Origin of the sequence: Nocardia anaemiae NBRC 100462 (assembly GCF_001612725.1) — a bacterium.
GTDB lineage: Bacteria > Actinomycetota > Actinomycetes > Mycobacteriales > Mycobacteriaceae > Nocardia > Nocardia anaemiae.
On sequence record NZ_BDAZ01000012.1, the window covers coordinates 199,445 to 216,414 of the forward strand.

The window sequence follows — 16,970 nt, forward strand, 5'->3', positions numbered from 1 at the left end:
TGCCGTGTTGGACGAATTCCCGATCACGGCCTCCGGCAAGCTGGACCGCACAGCATTGCCCACACCGGTTTTCGCGGCTGCCGAATACCGTGCGCCGAGCGATCTCGCGGAAACCCTTGTCGCCGAGACGTTCACCGCACTGCTCGGTGTCGACCACGTCGGCGCGGATGACGATTTCTTCGCCCTCGGCGGCAACTCCCTCATCGCCACGCAACTCGCGGCCCGGCTGACCAAGGCGACCGGCGCGGACGTACCCGTGCGCACCATCTTCGACGCCTCGACAGTGCGCGAGCTGGCGCGGCGGATCACCGTCGAACAGGAGGCGGCGCCACCGGCCTTGCCGCCATTGACGGTTCAGGATCGCAGCGAGCCGATCCCACTATCGATCGCGCAGCAGCGCATGTGGTTCCTGAACCGATTCGACGCCGCGAGCGGCGGATACAACATCCCGTTCGCGCTGCGCCTCACCGGTGTGCTGAATGTGTCCGCGCTGGAACGCGCGATCGCCGATGTCATCGCCAAGCACGAGACGCTGCGCACCATCTATCCCGAACACGACGGGGCCGCGACACAGGTGGTACTGCCCGCCGGGACCCGGTTGGTGGAACTCGTCGCCCGCGCGGTGTCGACAGCGGAGTTGCCCGAACTCATCGCCGCGGCGGCCCAGACCGGTTTCGATGTGACGACAGAGGTTCCGTTGCGCGTGCGGCTGCTCCGACTCGACGACTCCAGGTCGCGTCAGCAGACGTACGTGTTGCTGTTCGTCGTGCATCACATCGCCGCCGACGGCTGGTCTTTCGCGCCGCTGACCAGGGATCTGGCTACCGCCTACGTCGCAAGGTGTGCGGATGTCGCACCTTCGTGGAGTCCGCTGACCGTGCAGTACGCGGACTTCGCGATCTGGCAGCGCAATGCACTTGGCCGGGCCGACGACAAGGGTTCGCTGCTGGCCCATCAGCTGCGGTACTGGACCGGTCGGCTCACTGGCGTTCCCGAGGTGTTGCCGCTGCCCACCGACCGACCGCGACCCGCGGTCTCCGCGAACCGAGGCGGTGCCATTACCGGACATCTGGATCGGGTCTTGCATCGAGGTATCCAGGAGTTGGCGGCCACGCATCGCGTCACCCCGTTCATGGTGCTGCACGCCGCGCTGGCGGTACTGCTGAGCCGCCTGAGCGCGAGCGACGATATCGTCATCGGTACGCCGGTCGCCGGTCGCGGTGACGAAGCCCTGGACGAGCTCGTCGGCATGTTCGTCAATACCTTGGTGTTGCGTACCGAGGTGCGCGCCGACGCCACGCTCGGTGAGCTCTTGGCCACGGTCCGGACCGCGGATCTGGCCGCGTTCGAGCACGCCGCCGTGCCCTTCGAACAGCTCGTCGATGCCGTGAATCCCGTTCGCTCGCAGGCACATGCGCCGCTCTACCAGGTGGCGATGACCTTGCAGAACCAGTCCAAGCCGGACTTTCAGCTGCACCGTTTGAATATTGCCGCCCTCGATATCGGGCCAGCGCCGATCCAGCTGGATCTGGACTGGACGCTGACCGACCGCTATGCCGCCGATGGTGCGGCCGACGGCATCGATGTGCATTTGCATTACGCGCTCGACCTTTTCGACGAAGTTACGGTCGATGGCTTCCTCGCGGGTTTCGAGCGGGTACTACGCGCCATGGTGCGTGACGCGCGCACCCTCGTCGGCGATGTCGAGTTGATGTCGGTAGCCGAACGCGGACTGCTGCTTTCGGACCGCAATGCCACCGCCCGGCCGCTGCCCGCCGAAACCCTCGACGATCTGCTGACCGCCCGCGTTGCCGCGACACCCGATGCCGTCGCGGTGATCTTCGAGGACACCTCCGTGACCTACGCGGAGTTCGAAGCAAAGGTGAACCGCCTTGCGCGCTACCTAATTACGGCTGGCGTCGGCCCGGAGACGATTGTCGGACTGGCCGCGCTGCGATCGATCGACATGCTCGTAGCCATATTCGCGATCGTGCGCGCGGGCGGTGCCTACCTGCCACTGGACCCGACCCACCCGGCCGACCGGATCGCGCGGGTGATCGATGGCGCCGCACCGGCTCTGGTGTTGGCCGTCGGTGGTGCGGTACTGCCCGATGACATCCGCGTTGTCGATCTCACTGATATCAGCGATCTCGACGCCGCACCGATCGCTAGGCCGCCACTGCGCCGCGACAATACGGCGTACGTGCTGTTCACGTCCGGTTCGACCGGGCGACCGAAGGGCGTCGCGGTGACCCACCGCGCCATCATGAATCAGCTGCGCTGGCTCGAATTCCGCTACGGCGTCACCGCGGCCGACCGCATCCTGCAGCGTGCTCCGCTCACCTTCGATGTCTCGGTGTGGGAGTGTTTCCTACCGATCGCGGTCGGTGCACCGCTGGTCATCGCCCGACCCAGCGGCCACCTGGACCTGGCGTACCTCGCCGGACTGCTGCGCGAACACCGCATCACTATCGCCGAATACGTGCCGTCGGTACTCGCGGCGCTCATCGGCGAGGGTATGGGTGATGCGCTGTGCTCCTTTCGCCATCTGCACTGCGGCGGTGAGGCGCTCACCCCGGACCTGCTCGCGACGATTCGCGAACATGTCGGCGGGGCGGTGCACAACGCTTACGGCCCGACCGAGGCAGCGATTTCGGCTATCTATCACGAATTCACCGATGCCGACGGCGAATCCGGCCGCGATGTCGCGATCGGAGGTCCGTGCTGGAACACCCGCGCCTATGTCCTGGACGCACGGCTGCGGCCGGTCCCGATCGGCGTCACGGGCGAGCTGTATCTCGCGGGTGACCAACTGGCACGCGGTTATCACGGACGCGCCGGACTGACCGCCGAGCGCTTCGTGGCCGATCCGTTCGGTGTGCCGGGGCGGTTGATGTATCGCACCGGCGATCTGGTGCGTTGGAACCGCGGTGGCGATCTGATCTATCTGGGCCGCAATGATTTCCAGATAAAGCTGCGTGGTCAGCGCATCGAACTCGGGGAGATCGAGTCGGCGCTGGCCGGGGTGGCGGGCGTGACGAATGCCGCGGTGATCCTGACGCGCGACACCTCCGGCTCCGACTGCCTGGTCGGCTACATCAGTGGCGCGGAAGTTTCTCCGGACGCGGTACTCGCGCAGGTTCGTGAACATCTGCCCGGGTACATGGTGCCCGCACATCTCGTGGTACTCGACGAGATGCCGCTCACCACGGTCGGCAAGCTCGATCGTGCGGCGCTGCCGCAGGTCGAAGTCGCGGGTGCCGCAATGGAATTCCGCACGCCGCAGGAAGGCACCGAATCGGTGCTGGCCGCATTGACGGCTGATCTGATCGGGTGCGGACCGATCGGCGCGGATGACGATTTCTTCGCGCGCGGTGGCAATTCGCTCTTGGCCATGCGGCTAGTGGCACGGGCCAACGCTGCCTTGGGTAGCGCGCTGACCGTGCGGGAGGTCTTCGAAGCACCGACGGTGGCCGAATTGGCACTGCGGGTGACCCGTACCGATGTAGTGCGACCCGCGCTGGTAGCACGGGATCGTCCGGACCGTATTCCATTGTCGCTGGCCCAAACTCGGATGTGGCTGCTGAACCGCCTCGATCCGGATTCGGCCGTCTACAACATTCCGATCACCATTCGCCTGACCGGTGCCTTGGACGAAGCCGCCTTGCGCGCCGCGCTGGGCGATGTCGTCACTCGGCACGAATCGCTGCGCACCGTGTTCCCAGCCGACAGCATCGGTCCCACGCAGGTGGTGACCGAACCGCTCGAATTGGAACTGCGGCGGGTCGATATCACCGAATCCGACATCCTCGCAGCGGTTGTCGGCGTCGCGAGTATCGGGTTCGATCTGCGCACTCGGATACCGGTGCGCGCCAGGCTGTTCCGCGTCGCGTCCGATGATCATGTGTTGGTTGTGGTGGTGCACCATATCGCCGCCGACGGTGTCTCGACGGCCCCGCTGGCGCGGGATCTGATGGTGGCATACAGCGCTCGCACCGAAGGCGCGGCACCGCAGTGGCGGCCACTGCCGGTCCAGTACGCGGACTTCACACTGTGGCAGCACCAGGTGCTCGGCTCGGCCGATGACCCGGACTCCGTACTGGCTCGCCAGATCGCGCATTGGCGCACCGAACTCGACGGACTCGCCCCGGTGCTGGAATTGCCCGCCGATCGGCCGCGCCCCGCCGTGGCATCCGGTCGTGGCGCCGCGGTCGAGTTCGCCGTCACCGCGGAGCTGACCGCCGCGATCGCGGGTCTGGCACGCAAACACGGGGTGTCGACGTTCATGGTGGTGCACGCCGCCTACGCGGCACTGCTGGCCCGCTTGGCCCGGGTGGACGACATCGCGATCGGCACCCCCGTCGCTGGGCGGGCCGAGGCGGCGCTGGACGATCTGGTCGGCATGTTCGTCAACACCCTGGTATTGCGCACCGAGGTGGCGGCCGAGGCGACCTTCGCCGAACTGCTCGGGCAGGTCCGTGCCGCCGACGTGCGGGCCTTCGGGCATGCCGATCTGCCGTTCGAGCGGCTGGTCGATGAGCTGAATCCGATTCGCGCACAGGCGCATTCGCCGATCGTGCAGACGCTGCTCACCTTCGAGCACCGCGACGATACGGTGCTTCGCCTGCCCGGACTCGAGGTCGCCGCGTATCCGATCGACAACCAGGTCACGCAGTTCGACCTCGCGCTGGAACTCGCGGAGGGCGACGGTACCGCGCTGCGCGCGGTCATGCGCTATGCGACGGATCTTTTCGACCGTGCGACGGTCGAATCTTTCGCGGCCCGGTTCGTTCGCCTACTCGAGGCCGTAGTGGCCGATCCCGCCATACGTGTCGGCGATATCGAGCTACTGGATCAGGATGAGCTGTCGCTGCTCGAGCACTGGAACGACACCGTATTCGCATTGGACGGCTCGCACACCCTGGTGTCGCTGTTCGAGGAACAGGTGCTGCGGACGCCTGACGCAACCGCAGTGACATTCGAGGGGTGCAGTCCGGCCCATCCGTCCGACCACCACCCCTCATCGAGTCGCTACGCGACGCTGACATACGCCGAGTTCGCCAGCCGGGTCCATCGGCTGGCGCGATGGCTGGTCGGGCATGGTGTCGGCCCGGATTCGGTGGTCGCGCTCGGCATGCGGCGCTCGCTCGACCTGGTGGTCGGCATGTACGCGGTCACTGTCGCCGGTGGGGCGTACCTACCGCTCGACCCCGACCATCCGGCCGACCGGATCGCCCATGTGCTCGAGACAGCGCGTCCGGTATGGGTGCTGACCTCGGGTAGTGATCTGGAAGTTGTTGCGGCACGGCAGGTTCGGATCGATCGACTCGATCTGACGCGATACTCACCCGCGCCGCTGACCGCGAGGGACCGGCTCGGCGTACTGTTGCCGGGGCACACCGCGTATGTCATCTTCACCTCCGGTTCGACCGGCCGTCCCAAGGGGGTAGCGGTATCGCATGCCGCGATTGTCAACCGGTTGGTGTGGATGCAGTCGGAGTATCGGCTGCACGCCGAGGACGCGGTATTGCAGAAGACCCCGGCGACCTTCGATGTCTCGGTCTGGGAATTCTTCTGGCCGTTGCAGAACGGCGCGCGACTGGTGCTCGCACGGCCGGACGGTCATCGGGATCCGGCCTATCTGGCGCGGTTGATCATCGATGAAGGAATCACCGTCGCGCATTTCGTGCCCTCGATGCTGGCGGTATTCCTTTCGGAACCACTTGCGCGCGAATGCGACACGCTGCGGGCGCTATTCGCCTCAGGTGAGGCACTGTCCGCGCCCGCCGCCCAGCGGGCCCGCGAGCTGACCGGTGCCCGCGTGCACAATCTGTACGGGCCGACCGAGGCGGCGGTCGATGTCACCTGCCACGAGGTGACCGATGCCGATGCGGACTCGGTGCCGATCGGCAAGCCGGTGTTCAATACCCGGTTGCTGGTGTTGGACGCGCGGATGCGCATGGTGCCGGTGGGTGTGCCGGGTGAGTTGTACCTCGTGGGTGAGCAGTTGGCGCTCGGCTATGTCGGTAGGCCCGAGTTGACCGCTGAACGTTTCGTCGCGAATCCCTTTGGCGGCGTGGGGGAGCGGATGTATCGCACCGGCGACCTCGTCCGCTGGAATGCGAACGGTGAGCTGGAGTACCTGGGCCGCACCGACTTCCAGGTGAAGCTGCGCGGTTTGCGCATCGAACTCGGCGAGATCGAATCCGCGCTCACCACGGTGCATGCCGTCGATCAGGCCGTCGTCGTGGTTCGCACCGACGAGCGAGTCGGCGATCAGTTGGTCGCTTACCTGGTGGCCGACCCAGCGGTCGACATCGATGATGTGCGCGCGGAACTGGCTGCCGCACTGCCCGCGTATATGGTGCCGTCGGCCTTCGTCGTGCTGGCTGCCTTTCCGCTCAATTCCTCTGGCAAGCTCGATCGCACCGCACTGCCCGCACCGGTCTTCGAGACCGCGACCTACCGTGCCCCCGAGACAGGCACCGAACAAGCCGTCGCAGCGATCATGGGCGAGCTGCTCGGCATCGAGCGAATCGGCGTCGACGACGACTTCTTCGCACTCGGCGGCAATTCACTGATCGCCACCCAGCTGGCCGCTCGGCTGGGTACGGCGCTGGATGCCGAGGTCCCGGTGCGGATGGTGTTCGAGGCGCCGACCGTCGCCGCAATGGCCCCCCGCGCCGCTCGGCTCATCGGCACCAGCGCTCGTCCGGAGCTGACCGCGCGGCACCGCCCCGAGCTGATTCCGCTCTCGCCCGCACAGCAACGAATGTGGTTCCTCAACCGCTTCGATCCCGGCGAAACCGTGCACAATATTCCGGTCGCGATCCGGCTCACCGGAGATATCGACACCTATGCGCTCGCCGCGGCATTGGCCGACGTGATCGCCAGGCATGAAACCTTGCGCACCGTATACCCAGAAATCGACGGCACCGGCTACCAACGAATTCTCGATGCGACGCACGTGCCCCACATCGTCGAGCTGGATTCGTCGGCACTGGTGGACCTGGTAGCCACGCCCTTCGACGTCACGACCGAAATACCGCTGCGCGTCGGCCTGGCCACGCTGTCGGATCGCGAACACCTACTCGCCATCGTGGTACATCACATCGCGGCGGACGGCTTCTCGATGGCCCCGCTCGCCCGGGATATCGCCACCGCATACGCGGCCCGCGCCACCGGCACCGCACCGACGTGGGCGGAACTTCGAGTGCAGTACGCCGATTACGCACTCTGGCAACGCGAGGTCCTCGGAGCCGAGGACGATCCGGAATCGTTGGCGGCACAGCAGCTGCGCTACTGGAATCGCGCACTCGCTGGATTGCCCGCTCAGCTCGATCTGCCCTCGGATCGGCCACGTCCCGCCATTGCCAGCCACGCCGCCGCGAGCACCGCCATCGCACTTGAACCCGCGGTCCGCGACGGCATGGCCGCCATCGCCGCCCGATACGACGCAAGCCCATTCATGGTCGTCCATGCCGCGCTGGCCACCCTGCTCGCGCGACTGTCCGGCATGTCCGACATCGCCATCGGCGCGCCGATCGCGGGCCGCGGTGCCGCCGCGCTCGATGATCTCGTCGGCATGTTCGTCAACACCCTGGTGCTGCGCACCGAAGTGGCTGATTCGGATTCCTTCGCCGCCGTACTGCGTCGCGTCCGCGATGGTGACCTGGATGCCTTCGCCAACGCCGATGTGCCGTTCGAGCGGCTGGTGGAGGTGCTGGATCCGCCGCGCTCGCAGGCGCGGCATCCGCTGTTCCAGATCGCGCTCTTCTTCCAGAATCTCGCGCCCGTATCGGTCGAGTTGCCGGGCATCACCGTCGCCGAATACGAGATCGACTACGAGACAACACAATTCGATCTACAACTGACCGTCGCCGACGACGCGCTGCACTTCACCTACGCCACCGACCTCTTCGACGAGTCGACCATCGCGACCTTCGCCGCACGATTCATCTGGTTGCTCGGTGCGGTGATCGGCGATCCGGAACAGGTGGTCGGCGACATCGATCTGTTCGAGACCGGTGAGCTGGAACGGGTGGTGACCGCGTGGAACGACTCCGCGCACACCGCGTTCGTCGCGGAAATGCTGCTCGACGAATTCGAGCAGCAGGCCGCCGCGACGCCGGACGATATCGCCTTGGTCTTCGGCGAAACCACCATGACCTACGGCGAACTGGACCGCCGAACCAACCGGCTGGCCCGACATCTGATCGCGATCGGCGTCGGCCCGGAGTCGTTGGTGGCATTGGCGATTCGGCGTTCCATCGATCTGGTGGTCGCGATGTACGCGGTGCTCGAGACGGGCGGTGGCTATGTGCCGATCGACCCGGACCATCCGGCGCAGCGCATCGCCCACATCATCGACACCGCCGCACCCATCGCACTGCTCACCACCGAGAACGATCGTCGAGACTTCGGATATGCCGGTGCGACGGTGTGTGTCGATACTGTCGCGCTCGACGGCTATGCCGACGACCCGATCGCGGCGCACGAGCGGTCCGCGCCGATACACCCGCTGAACCCGGCATACGTGATCTTCACCTCGGGATCTACCGGAAAACCCAAGGGCGTCAGCGTCTCGCACGCCGCGATCGTCAACCAGATGACCTGGATGCAGTCCGAGTACCGGCTGACCGCCGAGGACGTGTACCTGCAGAAGACGGCGACCACCTTCGATGTCTCGCTGTGGGGTTACTTCCTGCCGTTGCGCATCGGTGCGACGCTGGTGCTGGCGACCCCGGACGGGCATCGCGATCCCGCCTACCTCGCCGCGACGATCGCCGAATACGGCGTGACCGTCACCGATTTCGTGCCGTCGATGTTGAGCGAGTTCGCCGGACAGATGCGAACACCCGCCGATCTCGACACCTTGCGCACGGTATTCGTCATCGGCGAAGCGCTGCCCGCCGAGACCGTCCGGGCCTTCGGCGCGGTGAGTTCGGCGCGCCTGCACAACCTGTACGGCCCGACCGAGGCGGCGGTCAGCATCACCCACCGCGATGTCACCGGTCAGATCGACCGCAGCGTCATGCCGATCGGCAATCCGGAGTGGAACAGCCGCGTGTACGTGCTGGATTCCCGGTTGCGACCGACGCTACCGGGGGTCGCGGGGGAGTTGTATCTGGCGGGCACCCAACTCGCCCGCGGCTATCACGGCAGGCCCGACCTTACGGCGGATCGCTTTGTGGCGAACCCATTCGGACCCGCGGGTGAGCGCATGTACCGCACGGGCGATCTGGTTCGCTGGGACACCAGCGGCGCGACCCCGGAACTGGTGTACCTGGGCCGCACCGACTTCCAAGTGAAGTTCCGCGGCCAGCGCATCGAACTCGGTGAGATCGAGGCCGTACTCGCTGCCGTGCCCGGCGTTTCGCAGGCTGCCGCCAGCGTGGTCGCCACGAACACCGGCGACCATCTCGTCGGCTATGTGGTGGGCGATATGCAAATCGATACTGAAGCAGTTCTGGCGACTGCGGCGGATGCGTTGCCGTCGTACATGGTTCCATCGGCGATCGTCGTACTGGCCGCTTTCCCGCTCAACACCTCCGGCAAACTGGACCGAAAGGCACTGCCGGAGCCGGTATTCGACCGCGCCGCCTACCGTGCGCCGGTCACTCCGGCCGAAAGGTTGGTGGCCGAGGCGTTCGAGGCGGTGCTGGCATGGTCGCCGATCGGTGCCGACGACAACTTCTTCGACATGGGCGGCAACTCGCTGATCGCCACCCGGGTGCTGGCTCGGCTCGGCGAGCGCATCGGTCGGGTGCCCGTGCGGCTGCTGTTCGAGGCGCCCACCGTACGTGCCTTCGCGGCACGACTAGCCGATCGAGCAGATGGCCGGGTCGTGCCCCTGATCGCCGGGGCACGCCCCGAGCGCATTCCGCTGGCACCGGTGCAGCGCGGCATGTGGTTTCTCAACCGGCTCGACCCCGACTCGGCCGCGCACAATATTCCGGTCGCGGTGCGCATCGGCGGGGAGTTGGACCAGGCGGCGATGGGTGCCGCGTTCACGGATCTGATCGCCCGTCACGAGGCGCTGCGCACCGTGTATCCGGCCGATGCGCACGGCATCGGATATCAGGTGATCCTGCCCGCCGAACCGGCCCCGGTATCCCTCGTGGTCGAGACTTCCAGCTCCGTGGACGAGCGGATAGCCGAATTCCTCAGTGCTGGCTTCGATGTCACCGCCGAGGTCCCGGTGCGCGCGATCCTGCTGCGAGAGCACGCGACCAGCCATGTGCTCGTCGCCGTGCTGCACCACATCGCGGCGGATGGCTATTCGATGGCGCCACTGCTGCGAGACCTGATGTCGGCCTACCTGTCCCGAGTGGTCGGCGGCACCCCGGTCTGGCCGGAACTCGCCGCGCAGTACGCCGATTACGCGCTGTGGCAGACGGCCGAACTGGATTCGGTCGCGGCCGAACAGCTCAGGTACTGGACCGAAGCGCTGCGGGATCTGCCCGAAGAACTGGCATTGCCCACCGATCGGCCACGCCCGGCCATCGCATCCAAGCGCGGCGGCACGGTGCGTGCCCGCCTCGGCGGTGGTGTCGGTGCCGGTATCCACGGACTCGCCGCGCGTCACAACGCGACACCGTTCATGGTGGTGCACGCCGCGCTCGCCGTATTGCTGTCCCGGCTTTCGGGTTCGGCCGATATCGCCATCGGCACCCCCGTCGCGGGCCGCGGCGCGGCGGCATTGGACGACCTGGTCGGCATGTTCGTGAACACCCTGGTGCTGCGCACACATCCTGATCCGGCCCGCTCGTTCATCGATCTGCTCGACCAGACCAGGACAAACGATCTGGCCGCATTCGCCCATGCGACGGTCCCGTTCGAGCACGTCGTCGATGAAGTCGGCATCGAGCGCTCCCAGTCCAAGCATCCGCTGTTCACCGTGGCGCTGAGCTACCTGAATACCGGTGCGGCGGAGTTCACGCTGCCGGGTCTGGAGTTGACGGCTGTCGAATTCGACGAACCGGTCGCGCGTTTCGATCTCCAGTTCACCGTCGCGGCGGAACTCGATACCGAAGGCCATCTGGCAATCGAACTCGACTATGCGACAGATCTTTTCGACAAGTCGAGCGCGGCCGCACTGCTGCGACGGTTCGGTCGTGTCCTCGGCGCGCTCACCGCGAATCCGTCCGCGCCGATCGGCACCATCGATATTCTCACTCCGGCCGAACGTACCGAACTGCTCGGCAGGCGCGGCGATGAACCGGCGCCGCCGCGTACCCTCGCCGAGCTGATGGCCGCCGCGGTCGCGATGAATCCCGGTGCGCCCGCGCTGATTTCGGACGACCGTGCGTTGACCTATCGCGCACTCGACGAGCACTCGTCGCGCCTGGCCAGAATGCTTATCGGGCACGGCGTCGGTGCCGAAGACTTCGTCGCCGTGGCCATCCCGCGTTCGGTCGAATCGGTACTCGCGGTGTGGGCGGTGGCGAAGACCGGCGCGGCCTTCGTACCCGCCGATCCGACCTACCCGGCAGATCGCATTGCCCACATGCTGTCGGATTCCGGTGCCACCGTGGGCATTACGCTGACCGGATGCCGACCGGGGCTGCCCGGCACCGCCGAATGGCTCGTGCTCGACGCACCGGCCACGGTGGCCCGTATGCGGCATTCGAGCGCGGCACCCCTCGGTCTCGACGAGCTGACTCGTCCGGTGCGCGTGGCCAATCCCGCGTGGATGATCTACACCTCGGGTTCCACCGGTATCCCGAAGGGCGTAGTGGCCACCCACGGCGGCCTCGCAGGTGTGGCGTATGCGCAGCGGGATCGCTACCAGGTCACGGCGACATCCCGGGTCCTGCACGTGGCATCGCCCAGTTTCGACGCATCCATGCTCGAGCTCTTGCTAGCCCTGCCCGCAGGCGCCGCACTCGTGATCGCGCCCGCAGGTGTCTACGGTGGCGCGGAATTGACCGCGCTCATCCGGGATCAACGGATCACCCACGCCTTCATCACCCCGGCCGTGCTACGGACACTGGATCCGAACGAACTCCCCGAACTCACCCACCTGACGGTCGGCGGCGAGTCGTACGGCCCGGATGTGGTGCGGCGCTGGGGAACCGGACGTGTGTTCCACAACACCTACGGCCCGACCGAGACCACGATCATCACCAATATCAGCGCACCGCTGCGGCCCGGCGAGTTCGATCTGGGCAGCACCATTCACGGTATGTCCGCGGTGGTGCTCGACGCCCGATTGCAGCCCGTCCCCGATGGAGTGACCGGCGAGCTGTACTTGCGCGGGCCAGGTCTGGCGCGCGGATATCACGCGCGGCCCGCACTTACGGCGGATCGCTTTGTCGCCGATCCCTACGGTCCGGCGGGCGGGCGGCTCTACCGGACCGGTGATCTGGTGCGCTGGACCGCATCCGGCGCGATCCAGTACGTCGGACGCGCCGACCACCAGGTGAAGGTACGCGGTCTGCGCATCGAACTCGGCGAGATCGATGCGGTGCTCTCGGCGCACGAGTGTGTCGAATTCGCGGTAACCATCGGCCATACGGACGCAACGGGGAGCGTCTCATTGGTCGCGTATGTGGTCGTGAACGAAGCAATCGACACCGCTGAGCTCACGGCCTTCGCCGCACGCTCACTGGCGGCCTATATGGTGCCCGCCGCGATCATGGTCCTCGATGAAATCCGGCTGACGCCGGTCGGCAAGCTGGACCGCAAGGCACTGCCCGCACCGGAGTTCCGTACCGCGACCTTCCGCGCTCCAGAGGCGGCCGCCGAGCGCATCGTGGCCGACGTCTTCGCCGAGGTGCTCGGTCTGACAGCGGTGGGCCTCGACGACGACTTCTTCGCGTCCGGTGGAAACTCTTTGACCGCAACACAATTGGCCGCACGGCTGGGCACGCGGTTGGGCGCTTCGGTCGGTGTTCGACAAGTCTTCGAGAACTCGACAGTGTCGGCCCTGGCGGCCGCCCTCGACACGACGGCGACGCGGGCACGTCCGGCCCTGACCCGACGCACCGACAGCGACCCGGTCCCGCTCTCGCTGGCACAGCAGCGCATGTGGTTTCTCAACCGACTCGACCGCCAGTCCACCGCCTACAACATCCCACTGGCAGTGCGGCTCACCGGCGATCTCGATATCGCCGCACTCAATGCCGCGATCACCGACGTGGTAGCGCGCCACGAAGTGCTGCGCACCGTTTACCCGCAGCACGAAAGCGGCCCCGTGCAGGTCGTGCTGCCGATGGCCGATGCGGGAGCGCCGGTGCTGGCCCCGATTCCGGTGCCGGTCGATGACCTGACTTCCGCGGTCGCGGACTTCGTCGGCGGCGGATTCGATGTCACCGACTCGGTGCCATTGCGCGCCAGGCTTTTCCGCCCTATCGCGGGTGCGACAGCTCTGGATGAGCATGTGCTGGTGGTGGTCGTGCACCACATCGCCGCGGACGGCTCGTCATTGGTCCCGCTGGCACGTGACGTGATGACCGCCTACGCCGCACGCAAATACGGCATGCCGCCGGAATGGACGCCGCTGCCGGTGCAGTACGCGGATTACAGTCGCTGGCAACGGGATCTGCTCGGCAGCGAGGACGACCCGGACTCGCTGATCTCCCAGCAACTCCGCTTCTGGACCGAAACCCTTACCGGACTGCCCGCACAGCTCGCCCTGCCCACCGACCGTCCCCGACCCGCCATCGTCTCCACCCGCGGCCGACATGTCGATTTCAGCATCGACGCCGACGTGCAGGCCAGGCTGATCGATGTGGGCCGAAACAGCGGAGCGACCTTGTTCATGGTCCTGCACGCCGCTTTCGCCGTGCTGCTGGGCCGCCTGTCCGGCACCGCCGATATCGCCGTCGGTACCCCCGTTGCGGGCCGTGGTGCGGCCGAACTCGATGATGTGGTCGGCATGTTCGTCAATACCTTGGTGCTGCGTACGCAGGTGGATGCGGCCACCGGCTTCACCGAACTGCTGGATCGGGTACGCACCGCGGATGTCGCCGCATTCGCCAATGCCGACGTACCGTTCGAGCGGCTGGTCGAGGTGCTGAATCCAGAGCGCTCGACCGCCCGGCATCCGTTGTTCCAGGTCGGCTTCTCCTTCCACAACCAGGCCGAAGCGGAATTCGCACTGGACGGCTTGTCTGCCACCGCAGTCGATTTCGACTCGGAGATATCGCAATTCGATCTGCATCTGGTCGTCACCGATCGGTACGACGCGGTGGGGAACGCGGCGGGTATGGCCGCATCGATCACCTATGCCACCACACTGTTCGATGAAGCCACGGTCGCGGGTTTCGCCGGACGACTGCAACGGCTGCTGGCCGCCATCTGCGCCGAACCGCAGTTGCCGGTAGGTGATCTGCCGCTATTGCACACGGTCGAACGTGACCGGATGCTGGTGTCCTGGAATCGGAGCGAATACGACTTCGCTCCGGCCACCCTCATTGCCGCGTTCGAAGAACAGGTGGTCCGGGCACCGAATGCGGTGGCGATCGTCGATGACGCGGTAACGGTCACCTACAGCCAATTCGCCGCCCGGGTGCACCGACTGGCCCGCGCGCTCATCGGGCGTGGCATCGGCCCGGAATCGCTCGTGGCCCTGGCCATTCCGCGAAGTGTCGACCTGCTCGTCGCCATGTACGCGGTGGTGACCGCGGGCGGTGCGTACGTTCCGCTCGATCCGACCCACCCGCTCGACCGGACCACGAGCGTCCTCGCCGCCGCCAATCCGGCCCTGGTGCTGACCTCGACCGAGCGGCCGATGCTGCCCGGATCGGTGGCGGACCACGATGTAGTCCTGGATATCTCGGTCGCGGCCGGAGTTCTCGACGGGAGTCCGATTCGTGCCGAGGAGCGGCTAGCCGCGCTGACTCCCGCACACACCGCCTATGTCATCTTCACCTCGGGTTCGACCGGAACGCCGAAGGGCGTTGCGGTCCCGCACGCGGCGGTCGCACACCAATTGAATTGGCTGCAAACGGAATACGCGCTGCACATCGACGATGCCACGCTACTGATGACCTCGGCGGCCTTCGATCTCTCGGTCTGGGAGTTCTGGTGGGCTCTGCGCACCGGTGCGCGGGTCGTGCTGGCACCACAAGGCGCACAACGTGACCCGGCACGTGTGCTGGATCTGATCCGACGCGCCTCGGTCACCACGGTGACGCTGGTGCCATCGCTACTGGCCATGCTGGCCGAGGTCAGCGGCGATCAGCGACTGCCGAGATCGCTGCGGCGACTGCTCGTCATCGGCGAGGCACTGCCGACCGCGACCGTCGACCGGATCCGCGCACTTACCGCCGCGCGCATCGATAACCTGTACGGACCCACCGAGGCAGCCGTCTCGGTGACCCGATTCCGCACCGGCACCGGTATCCGTCAAACGGTCGTCCCCATAGGCACACCGGAATCGGGAAACCAGGTCTATGTGCTCGACGACCGGCTGCACCCGGTGCCGACGGGGGTGACCGGTGAGCTGTACCTGGGCGGCGCGCAGCTGGCCCGCGGTTATCACGGCAGGCCGCACCCGAGCGCGGAACGATTCGTGGCCAACCCATTCGGCGCATCGGGCACCCGGATGTACCGCACCGGCGATATGGTCCGCTGGGGGATGGACGGCAACCTCGAATACGTCGAGCGCCGCGACTTCCAGGTGAAGGTACGCGGCTACCGCATCGAACTCGCCGAAATCGAGCACGCCCTGCGCTCACGTCCGGCGGTCGCCGAGGCGGTCGTCATCGCCCATCGCGGTGACCTGCTGGTCGGGTATTTCACCGCAACCGGACCGATCGATCCGAATGCGCTGCGATCCGCGCTGACCGAAACGCTGCCAAGCTACATGGTTCCGACCGTGCTGATGCAACTGACGGCCCTGCCACTCAACGCCAACGGCAAGGTCGACCGGAGCGCCCTGCCCGAACCCGAGTTGGGCTCCCGCGAATTCCGAGCTCCGGAAACAGAGCTGGAGCTGCTGGTCTGCACCGTCTTCGCCCAGACGCTCGACGTGGAACGAATCGGCACGGACGACAACTTCTTCGAACGCGGCGGCAATTCGCTGCTGGCGACTCGACTGGCAACCCAGCTGAGCAACGCACTCGCCGAACAGATCCCGGTGGTGTGGCTGTTCGCCGCGCCGACACCCGCGGGCCTGATCAACCACCTGGAACTGCATCGGTCCGGCCGGGGCCGCGTCGACGCGCACGCCGCCTTCGATGTCCTACTGCCCCTGCGCCCCGGCGGCTCTCGCGAACCGCTGTTCTGCATCCACCCGGTCGGCGGCGTCGCGTGGTCGTTCGCCGGTCTGGCCGCGCACATCGATCCCGAGCGCGCTGTCTACGGCATCCAGTCGCCGGTGCTGAATTCGACAGCGGCGCTGCCGGATTCCATCGAGAACTGGGCCGGACACTACGTCCGTGAAATCCGCTCGGTACAGCCCGAGGGCCCCTACCACCTGCTCGGCTGGTCGCTCGGCGGTGTGCTGGCACACGCCGTGGCGAACCAATTGCAGGACCAGGGCCAACATGTCGCGCTGCTGGCCATGATGGACAGCCCGTTGCACCTCAGCGTGGACGAGACGGCGACGGTACCGGTAACCGACCTGCTCGGCGGCCTACTCGGCGAACAGGCCGACGACATCGATATCGAACTCGACCGTACCCAGCTCGCGTGCCGCATCGCCGAACTCCCGGAACCATTCGCCTCCTTCGGATTCGACCGACTCGGCCGTCTGCTGGACGCGGGCGCGCACGCGCTGGAGCTGATCACCCGCTACCGCCCGCGGCCCTACAAGGGCAATCTCGTCTACTTCACCGCCGCACTCGACGACCCCACCGGAGCCACCGGCGCGGCCAGCTGGTCCGACGCCGTCGACGGCACCGTGCACAACCACGCCGTCCAAGCCACGCACTGGCGCATGACCTCCGAATCCGCCCTCGCCCGCATCGGCCACGTCCTGACCAATGTCTTGGCGCACGCCGACCGGGCCTGAACTCTCC

The 16,970-nt window shown here is 66.6% G+C and carries 1 protein-coding gene (cut by a window edge); it reads left to right on the forward strand.

The window, feature by feature from the left end:
- Positions 1-16,963, forward strand: the 3' portion of a protein-coding gene (locus NA5_RS09095) for a non-ribosomal peptide synthetase (protein ID WP_062983908.1). 8,177 nt of this gene lie to the left of the window's left edge; 16,963 of the gene's 25,140 nt are visible here — the last part of the coding sequence; its start codon lies beyond the left edge, outside the window; it ends in the stop codon at positions 16,961-16,963.
- Positions 16,964-16,970 lie beyond the last annotated feature (7 nt).